We start from the raw sequence: 17,155 nt of genomic DNA, 5'->3' as shown, positions 1-17,155 counted from the left end.
TGTTTTTACTATACATGAAAAGAAAAATTTCTCCTTCATGTAAATGGATGATATTTTCCTCAGTCAAAGGTCGTAGATGTTCTCATTTCGTTTTCGGCCTGAATTTTCCACTGTTAAATATCCGGTCACCCTGTGTCAGTACAAAGCAAAGTTTTCTTTCTTCCTTTTTGTTATATAAGTAGTGCAAAAATCACCAATTTAAGATATCTTTATAGTATCGATCATTTATCTACCATTTCCTTTCAACCTAGTAGCGAACATGAAAAGTGAGGTGCAATTTATTGGATGTAAAAGAAGCTTACAAACTATTGGAACTACCAGAAAACTCAACAATGGATGAAGTTGAAAAGCAATACATGACATGGATCAAAAGAGATCGGGCCCTCCAAGGTGTACCGAATGATGAAAAACCATTTGATATGGCCAAAATAACGGATGCCTATAATACTATTAAACAAATAAATGTATACGGTTCCATCACTAAAGAAGAAGACAAAACATTTAAGGATAAGCTCCAACACTTTCTTCATTATCATAAATTACACATTGCCGGGGCCATCATTTTACTTATTTTAGTCGGTTCATTTATCCAAACATTTGTAAATAATTATCAAGAGAAAAAAGAGTTAGCTAGTCTTCCCCCTGAAGACCTTGGCATTATGCTATACGGTGATTATTTTTCACTTGGAAGTGATGTTTCTCCTGTTTCAGAAAATGTCCTTTCTATATTTCCTTCGTGGGAGAGAGTCACAACAAACTCTAGTTATGCACCAACAGAAGTTAACGACACAATGGATGCAGGTAATCAGCAAAAGAGTGTGATTACACTTATGCAAGATCAATCAGATGTATACATTGTCGGTGAAGAAAATTTTGAACAGCTCGTGCAGCTTGAATTATTTCAGCCACTTGAATCTTCTATTAAAGATCAGGTATCAGAGGATCACCTTATTTATGGAAAATCACCAGAAGATGAAACAGAACAAATTTATGGTGTAGTAATTGATAATCAATCTCTATTTAAAGGGGTTGAGGTAAAAGAAAACAAAAGAATTGCGGCTATCAGAGTAGATGCGGATAAGAAGGATAATGCGCTCAAACTAATGACAGAATTAACAAAATAAACACACATGGGACAGTTTGATTATTCAAACTGTCCCATGTTTCGAATGAAGCTTTTTATTTACAATGTCACACCGGTTTTAAAAATACCAATTTCTCTAAAATGATTTTTCTCATTATTTACTTTTTCGCCACTCGCAACCTTGATGACATATGAAATAAAATCTTCAAGCAGCTTTTCCTGTGATTGCCCATCGATAAGTGTTCCTGCATTAAAATCAATCCAGTGCGGCTTAGTTTCATAAATTTGTGTGTTTGTTGAGATCTTTATCGTTGGTACAAATGTACCTAAAGGTGTTCCTCTTCCAGTAGTGAATAAGACTAATTGACAACCAGCTGCAGCTAAAGTTGACGAAGCCACTAAGTCATTACCCGGGGCACTTAATAGATTTAGTCCACTCGTTTTTAGAGTCTCTCCATATTTTAGGACGTCGACAACTTGTGATGTACCCGCTTTTTGTGTACAACCAAGAGATTTATCCTCAAGAGTAGTGATACCTCCTGCTTTGTTACCTGGAGATGGATTTTCATAAACCGGCTGATCATGACGTTCAAAGTATCGTTTAAAATCATTGATAAGGTCAACGATCTGGTGAAAGACCTTTTCATCCTTCGCTCGCTCCATTAATATTTCTTCCGCTCCAAACATTTCCGGGACCTCAGTTAAGACTGTTGTTCCTCCCTGAGCAACTAAATAATCTGAAAACTGACCTAACAATGGATTTGCAGTAATTCCAGAAAAGCCATCTGAGCCCCCACATTTTAGTCCAATTTTCAATTCTGAAAGAGGAATTTCTTCACGCTGATCGTCTTTGGCATTTTCGAAAATTTCAAGTAATAGCTTTACTCCTTCTTCTACCTCATCTAAGACATCCTGCGAACTTAGAAATTTTACTCGATTAGAGTCAAAATCCCCCAATGATTCTTTAAATTCCTTAATCTCGTTGTTTTCACAGCCTAACCCTAATACTAATACCCCACCTGCATTTGGATGCTTAACAGCATTACCTAAAATTGTCCTTGTATTAACATGATCATCTCCAAGCTGAGAACATCCGTAATTATGCTTTAGCACTTGAATATGTTCAAATGGAGTAATATTTCCGACTTTTTCCTGAAATACCCGTATCATTTGATCAGCAATTCCATTTACACATCCTACCGTTGGAACTATCCAAAGCTCATTACGGATCCCAACCCTTCCATCCTTCCTTCTAAATCCTTTAAAAGTAGCATTATTTTTTGAAATTTGTTCCGCTTGAAACTTTGGAGCATACTCATATTCTTCTACACCTGATAAATTTGTTTTTGTATTATGAGTATGCACCCATTCTCCTGCTTCAATAGATTGTGTAGCATGCCCAATAGGAAAACCGTACTTGACGACATTTTCCCCTTTAAGGATTGGCTTTAATGCGAATTTATGTCCTTTATTAACAGTCTCTTTTAATTGGATCGTGGAACCGTCTATTTCAAGTAGCTGATCCTGATCAATTTTCTGAATCGCTACTGCAACATTATCAGTTTCCTTTATCTTAATAAACGCTTTCATTTTTCTCACCCTTTTGTTGCAAGAATTGTGTTAATGCCTCAGTCATTCCGTATTGATTAATGGTCTTTAACTGAGTCGCTACTGATTCAGTTAGATGAGGAATTTTTGATAAATTCGTTCCCCATAGCTTCTCATTAGAAAGAATTGTTAAAGCAAGTTTTTGGATGTTGTCTGCATATAACGACCAACATTCGGTAAATAAGTGTAAAGTAGATTCATCATCGACAAGTGTAATCGACTCATCCCCACGCTTTCCTTTATAAAAATACAGCAATGCACTTAACGAGAATACAGTTGCTTTAGGTAACTCACCAAATCTTTCAATATAATCAACTAAAGTTGGTAAAATTCGTGCTTGAAACTTAGAAACTGAGTTTAAGGAAATACTAGATAGATAGTGGTGAATAAATGGATTTTTAAAGCGATTTAGAACATCTTCTGCAAATTGGGACAAATCTTCATCTGAAAAAGGTAAGGTTGGGATAATTTCTTCATAGATCACTTTTTCAACAAATTGCTTTGTTAGATCACTTGTCACTGCTTCACAAACAGTATTAACACCACATAAATAAGCAACAGGTGTCATTGCAGTATGGGCACCGTTTAAGATGCGCACTTTTTTTAGTCTGTAAGAGCTTAAATCATCAACAACATGCACATATAGACCTGCCTGCTCCGCTGGAAATTCTTCTTTAATAAATGATGGTCCCTCAATAACAAAAAGATGAAATTGTTCTCCTACGACCATTAATTGATCAATATAGCCAAGCTCCTCTGTTTTTTCTTGAATTGAATCCTTTGGATATCCAGGGACTATGCGATCGACTAATGTATTACAAAATGTATTCGCCTCTTCAACCCATTGGGAAAAACCGGATTCCAAGTTCCAAGCGTCCGCGTAGGCAAACACAATTTTTTTCAGTTCATTTCCATTATCTTCGATTAGTTCACATGGAAAGATAATAAAGCCTTTATTTTTGTCCCCTTGAAAAGCTTGGTAACGTTTATATAAGAAGGCAGTTAATTTACCTGGGAAACTTTTTTGAGGGCGATCTGTTAGAAGATCTTCTTCACGATATTGAATACCGGCCTCTGTTGTATTTGAAACAATAAATCGCAAATCCGGATTTTCAGCTAACTTTAAATAATCATCATATTGGTTGGTAATATTGATCCCCCGACTTATACTATCAATGATTTCATGCTCACTTACAGGCTTATTTTCTTTAATTCCCTGCAGATACAATGTATATAAACCGTCTTGTTCATTAATGGTATCAACTGCACCTTTTTTAGTGGATTGAACAACAACAACCTGGCCATTGAACAAGTTTTTCTTATTCATGACATGGATTTGCCAATCGGTAAATCCACGTAAAAAATTACCTGTTCCGAATTGCAATACTTTTTCAGGAAATGTGGTATACTCACTTACTATTTTTTTCGATAACTGATCCATCTCCGTACCTCCCGGTTCATTCATGCACACGTTAACATTCTTTTTTGAAAAAATAGCTGAGCCCATGACAAAAGCTCAACTATTCGACTTTACATCGGCAACTGAATGCCGACTTACAACATTTGTTGTAAGAAAAACTGGTCCTTCCTCATCGTTACCTGCATCCAATACTTGTAACAACTTTTCAGCCCCTGCGATACTAATTTCCTCAATTGGTCTTTTCACCGTCGTAAGCGCTGGAGAGGTATACTCTGAGAATCCAATATCATCAAACCCTATAATTGAAATATCAGCTGGAATAGCAAGCCCTGCTTCATTTATCGCTTTCATCGCACCAATTGCCATATCGTCATTAGAACAAAAAACAGCAGTAGGGCAATTGTCGAGAGCTAATAATGTTTTCATCCCTTCATAGCCACTTTCCATATTATAATTACCCTTTACCATATACTCAGGGAGAATCGGTAGCTGACATTCCATTAATGCCTTTAAAAAGCCTTCCTTTCGTTCTTGCGCAGACTTAAAATGGGGAGTACCCTCAATGATCGCAATATGACGATGTCCATGCTTAATGAATAACTGAACTGCCTCATACACACCTTCTTGGTCATTTGATAGCACATTTACTACAGAGCGCTCTTCGATTTGTCTATTTAAAACCACTAGCGGTATTTCTTTTTCCATCACATGATAGATAAAGGCATTGTCAATATCGCTTTGGCTCATTAAGATAATGCCATCAAATCTTTTACGGGTAATCATGGAATAATCCTTCATATCCTGGATTCCCTTTATATATAAATTATAGTTTTCATCAATGACAGTATTCACACCTTTAATTGTTTCAGACAAAAAACTGGAAGATGTCCCATTCGATATACTTGTGAAAAACAATCCAATTGTATATGATTTTTGTAAAACCAAGCTTCTTGCATGCACATCGGGTGAGTAATTTAATTGATTGGCAATTTGAATGATTTTCTGTTTTGTTTTTTCCTTAATTAGCGGACTATTATTAAGTGCGCGTGACACGGTTGTGTGTGAGACATTTGCGATTTTTGCAATATCCTTGATTGTAACTCCCACTTCAATACCTACTTTCAAGTTCCTTTTCAATTAGGGTATCACATACCTTACCCTCGTACCATCAGTTCCTCAAACTGAAAATATTCTTTCGCGTTATGATAGGAAATTCCTTGAACAATTTGACTGAGTAATTCCTGATCATGCGGTACTTCTCCACTTTCCACCCATTCTCCAATTAACATACAAACAAGTCTTCTAAAATATTCATGTCTTGTATAAGATAAAAAGCTTCTTGAATCTGTTAACATTCCAATAAACTGACTGAAGATCCCTACATTTGCAAGTGCCTTCATTTGATCCAGCATTCCTTCTTTATGATCATTAAACCACCATGCTGTACCAAATTGGATTTTCCCTTTAATCCCACCGCCTTGGAAGCTTCCGATAATACTAGCAAGCACCTGGTTATCTCTAGGATTCAATGAATAAAGAATGGTTTTTGGAAGTGCATCTTCCTTATCCAGTGCATCAAGCAGCTGAACCAACGGTTTTGCGATAAGATCGTCATTCATGCAGTCAAACCCTGTATCAGGACCTAATATTTCAACCATTCTCGTATTATTATTTCGTAGGGCGTTAATATGTAATTGCATCGCCCATCCTAAGCTTGCATATTTTTTCCCTAAGAAAACAAGTGTATAAGATTTATATTTCATTTCTTCTTCTAATGTTACTTTTTCACCTGCCAGTGCCTTTTGGAAGACGGCATCGACTTCCTCTTTGTCAGCATTCATAAACATAGCAGTGTCAATTGCATGATCTGATACTCTTCCACCAAGGGAATGGAAGAACTCGACTCTTTCTTCAAGTGCTGATAAAAACTGATCATAACTTGTAATCTCTTTGCCTGATACTTCAGATAGCTTACTAACCCATCCACAATAGGTATCACGATTAATTTCTAACCCTTTGTCAGGTCGGAAGCTTGGTAACACCTGAACATCAAAGTCATCGGCAGCTTTTAGCTTTTGATGAAATTCTAGTGAGTCGGTTGGATCGTCTGTTGTACAGATGACTTCAACTCCAGACTTTTTAATTAACTCTCTAACAGAGAACTCTTTTTGATTTAATAATTCATTTACTTTTTCCCATATCATTGGAGCTGTTTTTTCATTTAATATTTCAAATATACCAAAGAATCGTTGAAGTTCTAAATGTGTCCAGTTGTAAAGCGGGTTTCCTATTGTCATTGGTATTGTTTTTGACCAAGCTAGAAACTTATCATAATCACTCGCATTACCTGTAATATAATCCTCATCGATTCCATTCGCTCTCATCGCTCTCCACTTATAATGGTCTCCATATAGCCATGCTTCAGTGATGTTAGCAAACTTTTTATCTTCATAAATTTCCTGTGGACTAAGGTGACAATGGTAATCAATGATTGGTAAGTTTTTTGCATATTGATGATATAATTCTACCGCTACATCATTTGATAATAAAAAATTCTCTCCCATAAACGTACTCAAATTCTTCAGCCCCTTTGTTTGATTGAAAACGTGAACATTTTATTGAATTCAAAACAATGAATCTATTAAATCACATAGTAACTCAATAATGCACACGTTAACATTTAACTTCATTATAGATGATACAGGAAAATACTTCAATATTTTCCTGTATGATTATTTGCCTCTTTTTTGATAAGTCCATTGATGTCTTCTTTCATTTGAAAAAATTCAGGACGCTCGTTTGGTGTTTGATTTGGTGAATGAATCGTTAACATGAGCTGTCCGTCAAAGGTGTGAAATAACATCCCATGTCCACCATCTTTTTGAAATAATTCTTGTTCATGATGAATCCAAGGCCCTGTTATATTTCCTGTTTGCGAGTATGATACTCCTATGGCATAGCCATTTTTTCCTCCGCTGGACCATAACATCAGTAATTCTCCCTTTTTTGTTTGATACAAAAAAGGACCATCTGTAACATAATTTTGGTCATGAGCCGGTACAGTCCACTTTGCTTCACTTGCTTTGAACAATAGGACAGGGTCACTAATGGCTGTTCTTAAATCCTTGGAAAGCTTGATTACACAAATTTCCCCATCTTGTACTTGCAGCCATTCATGACAAAAGATTAACCACGGCTGTTCGGTATCATCAACATATAACGTTCCGTCAAGACATTCCCAATTTCTGGGAGTAATGGGCTCATCCGTTAATGGAGTGAATGGTCCTTGCGGTTGATCAGCAATAAGAACCTGAGTTCCACGACATTGATTTTCAGCCTTAAATGACGCAAACATATAATATTTTTCATTATATAGATGAACCTCTGGTGCCCAAAAATGATGATCTGCCCAAAAGCTTTCAGCAGGTCTAAAAGCAGAGTAAGGTCCTTCCCAGTTTTCTAAATCTTTACTTTTATATACGTTAAAGCCAGTTCCCTTCCCTTTCCACACATTTTCATCTGTTGTTCCGTATAAATAATACGTTTTTGTCTTGGAATCAGGGAGAATAAATGGATCACGTATACGAATATCATTTTTTTTCAGCATGCTGGACACCTCTTTTTAAGAATCTATCAACTTTTGCCAATAATCTATCATCTGGCAATATTCGACTCTACCAAAAGGGTCAAAGCACATACCTTCATACTTTGACCCTCATGTTTATTTTAGATTTTCAATTAGTGTTTCAGCCTGAGAAATTAGGATAGACTTTGCTTTGTTAGAAACACTCTTCTCTGCGTTCTTGGCATTTAACTCTTTGTTAAACTTTTCTAAGAATGAAATACCTTTCTTATTTGAACCTTTGTCAATATGATGCTGAGCCTGCTTTAAAGAATTTTCCAACTTACGTACAAGAGATCCTCTTACCTCACCTTTTTCAACATACATATTCAGTGTGTTTTTTAGTGCAGTAACTTCACCAGGCATAGACAATTCTGGAGTTGGCACTTTACTCCAATCTGTATCTGAACCAAAATAATAACTTGTATAGGATGGCTGATTATAGCCTACGTTTTGCCATGCAATACCTGTTCGATATTGTGGGTCATGCATTAATGTATAAAGTTTTCGATCTGTAACCTCAGAACTTATGTAAATTCTGATCGCCTCACTATCCTCTGTTCGAACGAGCAATTCTTCTCTCCAATCACCGAAAATGTCAGCAACTAAGGAAGGGTTTCCCTTTGTATGGTTATTTGTTCTTGTATCTGTTGCTGTTAATACTGTCCCTTTTTTCCAATCTTGGATGGTAGGAGTTTCATCGATTGATCCATTTACAATTTGAATCGTCATGTCAGTCGACCATTTTATATTCATATTTGTTCCTGGACCTGATGTATTGATTTTTGAACCATTTGCTGTCCAAAGACCAACTGCCCATGTTTCAAGCCCCTTGTGGTCAGGATCAACATCACCTATCATACCTCGACCGGTATCTTTTCCTGTATATCCACCATAGATTACTTCTCCTGTTGCTGCGTCACGAAGGGCATAGCCATAAGGAGCATATCTACCACCTTCATGAACCATAAAGATTTCAAGCCCGTCACGTTCAGGGTCAATATCTGTTACATGTAACGCATCACCATGACCTAAACCTGCTGTTACTCCAGGGGTTGCACTTTCCGGTGGCATCACATCACTTGAGCTATATAATAATGAACCATCATGATCAATTGTAGCAGATCCGTAAACAATTTCCTGTTTTCCATCTCCATCCACATCTGCAGTACTTAATGAATGAGCACCTTGAGTTGTAAGAGTTCCATACTCTTCACTTGTACCTAATCGTCCATGTGGTCCGTCATTGAACGGATTTGTCATTGGTGTCCAACCGCTGTCAACATCCCACTGTTCTTTCAAGTGCTTTCCATCCCAAGTATAAGCCACCATTGTTGCTCTTGTGTAATAGCCTCTTGAGAAGATAGCAGAAGGTTTTTGACCATCTAAATAGGCAACACCAGCTAAAAAGCGGTCAACGCGATTACCAGGCTCGATTCTGGACATGGCATAATCTCCCCACATCAAGCCATCGTCATGACGTTCATGTTTATAACGAATTGTTTCAAGCTCTTTTCCTGTTTCTCCTTCGAAAACGGTTAAGTACTCAGGACCTTTTACAATAAACCCTTCAAAATCTCTTAAGTCGTTGCGTGTACTTCGACTTGGAGCATATTCATCAATAAAGTAATCAGCCAGTGCTTCAGCATCCTCAGTCGATAATGGATAATCATATTGCTTTTCAATTCCAAAGCATTCCTCAAGGGTTGCCGGCCAATTTCCATTAACAACTTCTTCATGATTATGCCAATTTTTAAACATATCCACTACATGGTTATAATAATCTTCACTGCTCATCCGATAGTCATCTTGGTTGCTATAACCTGCTTTTTGGTCTTCTTTTAGCATAGTTATGTATTTTTCCGAGGTTACTTGCCCATTTTTATCATAATTGATTACTTTTGTTCCAGGAGCTGTCTTGAACATCAACTCACTTTTTCCATCACCGTCAAAGTCATACACTAAAAATTGTGTATAATGGGCACCAGACCGAATATTGACTCCAAGATCAATTCGATATAAAAGCTTTCCATCAAAAGTGTAGCAGTCAATATACGTATTTCCCGTATACCCTTTTTGTGATACATCTTTTGAGTTAGATGGATCCCACTTTACAAAAAATTCATATTGTCCGTCGCCATCAACATCACCGACACTCATATCATTGGCTCTATAGGAATATGCTTCACCACTAGGAGTGACTCCGTCAGCCGGCTTTTTAAGTTTTAGATCATAATATGTATCTTTCCAAGGTGATGCGTTACTGCTTTGATCTATTTCTTTTCCGTCTTTAACAGCTGACACATAGTATTTTGATGTTGCTGTCCCCTTTTCATCTAAAAAGTTCGTACTGTCATTAACAGTTCCGATCTTTTTCCCGTCACGATACACATGGAAATTTACACCCGTTAACCCCGAGTCAGAATATCCAGAGACTTCACTTGCGAGTAGTCGCCAACTTAAAAAGATTCCTTCTGATGTCCTTGCAGCTACCAGCCCTCTGTCGAGATATTCCAGTTGAACTGCATTTTTGTGATTTGCTTTAGGTACAGATGCCAATGTACCACTTTGAAAACCAGTCATTACAAGAGGAGCTGCGATTGATAAGGATAAAAGTGTTTTCGTTAAAGAATGTTTTTTCAAGCTTTCTTCATCACCTTTCGCTTATTTAGGGTATAGAAAAAGTGTACTGATTACTTGATGGGGACAATTGCGAGAGTAAATAGAAAAATAGTAGGTCATCTAATGCTTAAGTAACTTTTTCTTTTTGTTCTGTAAAAGAACTTACTAGAAAACAATGATCCTCCTTTTTGTAAGCACTTTCAAAAAATGAAACTAATGCCCATTATAAGGACTATGCTAGTTGATTCATATAAAAAAAACCGTTATTTTCCTCAGAAAAACAGTGTTGTTAACCCTTAAAAAGAAAAGGGGCCGACCCAAAAGTCTAGATTTTACACCTTGGGTTAGCCTTTTTTCATACTTTGATCTTTTAACTCAGACAAACGTAAAAACCGGGACGTTCCATTGCGCTCCAGACACTTGCTTTCCGCGGGGAGGAAGCTGAGCCTCCTCGCCTTCGGCTGTGGGGTCTCAGCCTTTCCTCACTTCCCGCAGGAGTCAAGTGTCTTACGCTCCATTCCACTATCGAACTAAAATTGTATTCATAGAAGCAACACTCCTACGGAAACAGTCTTTTTTAAGAATAATTAAACAACAAAAAAATCGTCCCATTTTGTATAATTTAGTTACCACACCAAATTAGCCAAGAAAGGAACGACTTTTTATGAAATATGAACATATCTCTTCCGTTAATTATAACATGAATCAGTTAGTTCTTCCATTAGACCTTGAAATTCTCATCCCTCAAAACCATTTATCTACCAAGTCTTCTTTTCAATTGTAGAGTTACTGCGTGAAAAAGGATTAGTAAAGCTAGAACACTATTTTTTTGATGGGACGAAAATAGAACCAAATGCAAATCAATATACTTTTGTTTGAAGAAAAGCCACTGAGAAATACGAAGAAGTTTAGATGACAAATATCGTCAACTCGCTTACAAATTGAGCACATCCTTGATGAAGAGGAAAAGTCCGCCCCTTCCGCGGAGCGAGAAGAAAAACTGAAAGAAACACCGATTACTTCGGAACAGATTGAACATAGTATTAAAAAGTTAGAAAAGCATATAGAAATTTTCAACAAATAAGAAAAAAAGGTGCTCAAAAAGTCGTCGTTTAACGACCTTTTGAGTCACCCTCTCTCTAAACAGCTAAATTTACTTAACGGTCAGCCTGTCACTTCCAGTTATGGTTACACCTGAATCAAGGTAACCTGTTAAAGATACTTCAACTTCACCTTTTATGTTGTCTAATGCAGCTATAATTTCTTGACGGTTCACTTTAATTGTAGCCTTCTTACTATTTCCACTTACATTTCCAAAAATGGTTTTTCCATTTACATGTAGTTTAACGGCTTTAATATTTCCTTTATTATTGGATGTGAAGTCTACTTTAATCGTAACAGAGTTTTCCCCACCCTTACTTTTTACATTAATTACTTCAGGGTTAACTTGAACACCAACTCGTTCGACTTTCCCCGTATGAATAGCCGGGAACTGTGGTTTTTCCATGTCCTGACCTAAAAAGTAACTTGGATGTGGAGGTTGATTATATCCTACATTCTGCCATGCGATAGCAACCCTATATTGGGAATCATGCATGAGAGTTGGGATACGGTGCTCTGTCACAGCAGTTGTTGTATAAACACGCAATGCACTGCTATCGTTTAATCTCCAAATTGCTTCCTCTCTCCAGTCTCCTAATAAATCAGCTTGAAGGGCAGGATTTCCTTTTGTCCAGTTATTTGATGTTACTTCAGAATCTGTTACTAAATTATCCAGACTATTTGTTTCAGGATTCCATTTATCAATTTTTGCTGTACCTAAACCATATGTTGGGCTGCCTTGTGTTTCATCAAAATCATGGTCTAACAATTCACGAAGTAAGTCTCCATCCCACCAAATTGCAAAGTTTGATGTTGGGATGTTTGTACTGATTTTTTCGCCTTTTGCTGAATACATTCCGCCTGTTCGATCATTCCACGCTCCACCAATTGCCCAAGCTTCTGCACCTGGATAGCGGGGATCTACATCAGCTGATACACCTCTACCTGTATCCCTGCCTGTTTTTACACCCCAGATGATTTCACCAGTTTCTCCATCACGGAACGATAATCCATAAGGTGAACTTGAGTTTTCATGTACGCCAAAAATCTCCAATCCTGGTCTCGTTGGATCTAAATCACTTACATGTTGAGCATCACCATGTCCCCAACCTGTCGTATGCAAACCTGTTCCATCATGATCAATTGCTGCTGCGCCATAGATAATCTCGTCCTTACCATCAAAATCGACGTCTGCAATACTCATGCTGTGATTCCCCTGTCCTCTGTAGGCTTCATTTCCGGAGGTATTGCTATCAAAATTCCAAAGTTTTGTCAGTTCTCCATTTTTAAAGTTATAAGCTGTTAAAACAGCTCTTGTGTAATAACCACGAGCCATGATGATACTTGGCGTCTTTCCATCTAAATACGCAACTCCGGCAAGAAAGCGGTCAACCCGGTTTCCATAACCATCTCCCCAATCACTAACATTGCCTCGTGCTGGATCATATTCCGTTGTTGTTAACGCTTTACCTGTTGCACCTTCAAATACAGTTAAATATTCAGGTCCACTTAAAACGTAACCTCCTGAATTTCGGTAATCAGCATCAGCATCTCCGATGACTGTACCTTGTCCATCCTTTGTACCATCTGCTGTTTTCATCACAATTTCAGATTTACCGTTTCCGTCAAAATCATATACTAGGAACTGTGTATAATGAGCGCCAGCTCGGATGTTTTTACCTAAATCCAATCTCCATAAACGCGTTCCATCTAATTTATATGCATCAATATAAACGTTACCTGTGTATCCGGATTTTGAATTATCTTTCGAATTAGATGGATCCCATTTTAAAATAATTTCATATTCGCCATCTCCATCAAGATCACCAATGCTTGCGTCATTCGCATTGTATGTGTATTCCACACCATCAGGGGTTGTTCCGCCTTCTGGTTTTTGCAGAGGAATGTCAAAGTATTGATTGCTTAATACATTGGCTTTATCTGCTGTTTGTTGTTCTTTTCCATCTATAACTTCACGAACCTCATATTTAGCATTAACTGTTCCTTTTGAATCAACAAAATTTGTACTAGATGTAATTGGTTTATCATTTACTTTTTTACCGTCACGGTAAAGGTTAAAGGCAGTATCCTCAGAATCAGTACCTAGTAAGCGCCAGCTAATAAAAACCCCTTCATCTACCTTAACGGCAACAAGATCACGGCCTAACTCCTCCATTTGACGAACCATTGTATTAGCAATTGGTGTTTTAAGAGGAGAAGAAATTTTTGAAAATCCCCCTACATTTACTGCACGTATTTTGTAATAAAAATTTGTTGTCGTAGCAACAGAATCAACAAATGTTGGCTTTGTTGATGTACCAACCAAGGAATAAGATCCATCCTCTGATTTTGAACGATAAATATAGTACATAACTGCATCTTCTATTGCTTTCCATTTGAATTCAACTGAATCATTGGTTGCCTTCGAAAGGACAAGATTTGATGGTTCATTTGGAGCTTGGACTTCTTCATCATATACATTGACAGTTACTTCATTACTTGGTGTTGATTCAACATCCTCTTCATTAATTTGTGTCACCGTATATGTGTATGTAAGCCCAAGTTGTGCAGTCGTATCTATGAATTCACCATTTTCCGTACTTCCAATTTTTGTTGCCGTTTGTTCTTCTTCTAGCTTGCGGTAGATATTATAGCTTTTAGCACCATCAACCGTGTTCCATTTTAATGAAACACTTGATTCTGCACCCAGCTTCTTATCCACTGCCTCTAAGCCATCTGGTGCAATCATCGGGATAATTTCTAATGAATTAATTCGCCCGTTCTCTCCAATTGCAATATTGAGTTGTCCATCAGTAACCTCTGTATTCGCCTTAACCTCTTCGAATTTTCCGGCACTGGAGGAAATGGACCCATTTGATTTCCCTTCTATCGAGAAGCTTGTTCGATTTGAAGCAATTTGATCACCGGTTTTTATTCTAACTGTGTATTCCCCGTTGGGAACATCCACCTTAAATTCCTTCCCGCCAGCAAGGGCAAAATCCCTTAGCAAAGCATCAGGCTCACCTCTATCACGAAAATCAACAGAAGAGCTGAATCCATACCCCTTTTCAGTACTGTAAACCAAGGTATTTGCTACTTGGTTATACCCTTCTGCAACAGGACTTGCAGCAGATCCAAAATCAAATTTTAAGTTATTTGTCGCAGTTTCTGCAGCTGTAACAGATGGTGTGGCTAATGGTGCAAGTCCACTAAACATCGATGTTAACATCACCGTACTTGTTAATACAGAAAACTTTTTCGTTAAACTCTTCCCCACGAATTATTACCTCCCATTTTTTAATCCCCTGATGCCGATAGCTATCTACATCATGTCACTTTTTGAAAAATCCACCCCCTGGTACTCCAAAAATGTAAACCCTTACAATTTTGGAGGTTATAAAATTAAATCTTTTATAGTTTAAAATATATAGGTCTGGAAAAACATGCAGATAACAGGTTTTATCGTTTAAAAAACAGAGGAGTTCACTTTTCATTAGCAGGTATTTTAATAATTATGGCGGATTCCTCTCTGTTTATGGTTGATATATTTCTAGCAGTGGTTGATTTATCGCTCCAAGCAGCTATGTACCTACTACTAAACTTACAAAAAGTAGAACCCCTGATAGTAGCTTCTATCAGGGGTTCATTATCTGGATTTAACTTATTGTCACTTCTCCCTGAGCTGCCCCAGTCGTTTGCTCGTCTTTCATTCGAAATGTGATGACCTTGTGCTCAAAAGGTCCAATTTCGTATTGACCCTCCTCAAGCTGTTGGCCTGTCACACTATCAATTCCACTATCTGGTATAGACACAGTTCCGCCAGCTCCGTCCATATTTACAATCACCCAAATAGTTTCGCCGTTTCCAATTCGCGGAGCTACAATCGTGCCTCTTGAGACATCTGTTTTAAGCTGTACATTTGCTTCTTTTGCATAATGATCAATAAGATTCTTTAGTAAAAGGTCTCCCGATTCTCCTGATGGAAGTGAACCAAGCATGACAATTTTCCCTTTACCGTATCTGTGCTCAGTCATAAAAGCTTCTCCATCAGAGTTACCGCCCCATATTGTACCCACTGCTCTTCCAGCCGTAGGTTGAAAAACAGAACTCCATAAACTTAACGGAGCTTTAACTCCATTAAATTCACCATACGTTTCAGTTCCATCCATTGGATACGTATAAAGTGTTTCAACTCCAGCTAATTGCTCAAGCTTTCCTAACGCTGCATCTGTATGGATCGTATGGTGTTCTGTTCTTCCTCCAGTAAGTGGACCAACAATCCATATTCCGCCTTCTTCAACAAATTTTGTAGCTTGTTGCAGATAATCATTAGACACATAGTGGACAAAAGGTGTGAATAATAATTTGTATCCTTTTAAATTCGCACCCTCAGGAAGCAAATCACGGTGATAACCTGCAGAGAGCACTCTCTCGTAAAAAGGTATGATAAGAGAACGATAATCTAAATCTTTATGTGGCTCTGTTTTCATAAAAGCTCTTGCTCTATCTGAATACGTGATCGCTACCTCCGCTTGTAAGGGTCTAGTTGATGTAATGATTGATTCAAGCTCTTTCCTTGCAGCTTCTACTTCTTTTACATTTTCAAAACCAACAGTCGGCTTTCCCCAAGCACTAATAACAGACCCGTGCGGCTGTTCACAGCCTGTACGTTGCTGTCTCCACAACCAATAACAAAACGCTTCCCCGCCTAACGCATATGAAGCGACAGCCTCTGCTTTTAAATAACCATTTGGATGAGGAGCCGCATAACTTTCAAGTGATGCACTATGTGATGGGCTTGTTTCCATAATCCAATAATCTTGACCTGATTTAAAATTTCTCCATAAATCACAATTAAATAAATAAGAGGCAAAATTACTTCGCTCAGCATACGTATCAAATGATGCAAAATCGAGATGCTTGTATAACCTTTCATTATCAACATGAAAGAAGGTTGTGCTATTATGTGTAATTGGTGCTTTCGAATATTGACGGACAATCGCTGCCTGCTCATCTGAAAATTCAGCAATTTTTTCATATGAAAAAAGTTGATACATTGTACTTAAACTTGAGTTATGAAGAAATGGAGTTGAGATTGGCTGTGGAACCTGATCAAAGGAATGATAATATTGACTCCAAATATGAGTTCCCCAAGATTTATTTAATGTATCAATTGTTCCATACCGCCCTTCTAACCATTTATGCCACAATGTTTTACATGTTTCACACATACATTCACTTACATGGCATTTAAACTCGTTATCTAGTTGCCAACCAATCACACCAGGTAAATGGCCTACAGCTTTTGCTATTTCCCCGGTAATGATAGCTGCTCTTTTTCTAAAATAAGCATTGTTCGTACAAATATGCTGCCTCGATCCATGGCTCATTACGTTTCCTTTTGCATCAACATGTAATCTTTCCGGATGATTGTGTGTTAACCAAATTGGTGGAGTAGGTGTTGGCGTACACATAACCGTCTCAATTCCATGATTGTATAGTCTTTCAATGATATTAACAAAAAAGCTTAGATCAATGTTTCCCTCTTCCTTTTCCATCGAGGACCAGGCGAATTCCCCGATTCGCACAACATTAATACCTGCTTCTATCATCAAATTAAGATCTTCTTCAATTGTTTCCTCATTCCACAATTCAGGATAATACGCTGCTCCATGATATAGTTTTTTTGCCATTTGTT

At 37.6% G+C, this 17,155-nt stretch carries 9 protein-coding genes; 1 reads left to right on the top strand and 8 read right to left on the bottom strand.

The features are described 5' to 3' along the window. The first annotated feature begins 281 nt into the window (after window positions 1–281). The gene (locus tag HWV59_RS08550) at window positions 282–1,124 is read left to right on the top strand and encodes a J domain-containing protein (RefSeq protein WP_175638615.1); all 843 of its coding nucleotides are present in this window, start codon (window positions 282–284) and stop codon (window positions 1,122–1,124) included. A 59-nt stretch (window positions 1,125–1,183) separates the two neighbouring features. On the opposite strand, the gene HWV59_RS08545 is transcribed toward HWV59_RS08550, so the two are convergent. The 8 genes from HWV59_RS08545 to HWV59_RS08510 form a co-directional block, all read right to left on the bottom strand. Next, window positions 1,184–2,674 (bottom strand): UxaA family hydrolase, encoded by a 1,491-nt coding sequence (locus tag HWV59_RS08545; protein WP_175638614.1) that lies wholly within the window; start codon window positions 2,672–2,674, stop codon window positions 1,184–1,186. Continuing rightward, complete coding sequence (locus HWV59_RS08540; protein WP_175638613.1) at window positions 2,658–4,133, bottom strand: tagaturonate reductase; 1,476 nt, start codon at window positions 4,131–4,133, stop codon at window positions 2,658–2,660. Before HWV59_RS08540 ends, HWV59_RS08545 begins: the two co-directional genes overlap by 17 nt. Window positions 4,134–4,208: 75 nt before the next feature. Further along, window positions 4,209–5,219, bottom strand: coding sequence for a LacI family DNA-binding transcriptional regulator (locus HWV59_RS08535; RefSeq protein ID WP_175638612.1), 1,011 nt, complete (start codon window positions 5,217–5,219; stop codon window positions 4,209–4,211). A gap of 47 nt (window positions 5,220–5,266) precedes the next feature. After that, window positions 5,267–6,676, bottom strand: a complete 1,410-nt coding sequence (gene uxaC, locus HWV59_RS08530; RefSeq protein WP_175640018.1) for a glucuronate isomerase — start codon at window positions 6,674–6,676, stop codon at window positions 5,267–5,269. 149 nt (window positions 6,677–6,825) lie between these two features. Further along, window positions 6,826–7,719, bottom strand: a complete 894-nt coding sequence (locus tag HWV59_RS08525) for a glycoside hydrolase family 43 protein (protein ID WP_175638611.1) — start codon at window positions 7,717–7,719, stop codon at window positions 6,826–6,828. Between the two features lie 114 nt (window positions 7,720–7,833). Beyond that, entirely contained in the window at window positions 7,834–10,317 is a 2,484-nt protein-coding gene (locus tag HWV59_RS08520) for a rhamnogalacturonan lyase (RefSeq protein ID WP_175640017.1), read from the bottom strand. Between the two features lie 1,192 nt (window positions 10,318–11,509). After that, window positions 11,510–14,686, bottom strand: a complete 3,177-nt coding sequence (locus HWV59_RS08515) for a rhamnogalacturonan lyase family protein (RefSeq protein ID WP_407941625.1) — start codon at window positions 14,684–14,686, stop codon at window positions 11,510–11,512. 427 nt (window positions 14,687–15,113) lie between these two features. Further along, a complete protein-coding gene (locus HWV59_RS08510) occupies window positions 15,114–17,150 on the bottom strand; it encodes a beta-galactosidase (RefSeq protein ID WP_175638610.1) in 2,037 nt (678 codons plus the stop codon). Between the last annotated feature and the right edge of the window lie 5 nt (window positions 17,151–17,155).

Source organism: Metabacillus schmidteae, from assembly GCF_903166545.1.
GTDB classification, from domain to species: Bacteria; Bacillota; Bacilli; order Bacillales; family Bacillaceae; genus Metabacillus; species Metabacillus schmidteae.
The sequence above is the reverse complement of the archived record's forward strand: the minus strand, read 5'-3'. Positions and strand labels throughout refer to the sequence as shown.

Excerpts from the sequence above, each read along its gene's own strand:
- HWV59_RS08545 (WP_175638614.1), bottom strand. The coding sequence starts at position 2,674 with ATGAAAGCGTTTATTAAGATAAAGGAAACTGATAATGTTGCAGTAGCG.
- HWV59_RS08540 (WP_175638613.1), bottom strand. The coding sequence starts at position 4,133 with ATGGATCAGTTATCGAAAAAAATAGTAAGTGAGTATACCACATTTCCT.
- uxaC (WP_175640018.1), bottom strand. The coding sequence starts at position 6,676 with ATGGGAGAGAATTTTTTATTATCAAATGATGTAGCGGTAGAATTATAT.
- HWV59_RS08525 (WP_175638611.1), bottom strand. The coding sequence starts at position 7,719 with ATGCTGAAAAAAAATGATATTCGTATACGTGATCCATTTATTCTCCCT.
- HWV59_RS08520 (WP_175640017.1), bottom strand. The coding sequence starts at position 10,317 with ATGACTGGTTTTCAAAGTGGTACATTGGCATCTGTACCTAAAGCAAAT.
- HWV59_RS08515 (WP_407941625.1), bottom strand. The coding sequence starts at position 14,686 with ATGTTAACATCGATGTTTAGTGGACTTGCACCATTAGCCACACCATCT.
- HWV59_RS08510 (WP_175638610.1), bottom strand. The coding sequence starts at position 17,150 with ATGGCAAAAAAACTATATCATGGAGCAGCGTATTATCCTGAATTGTGG.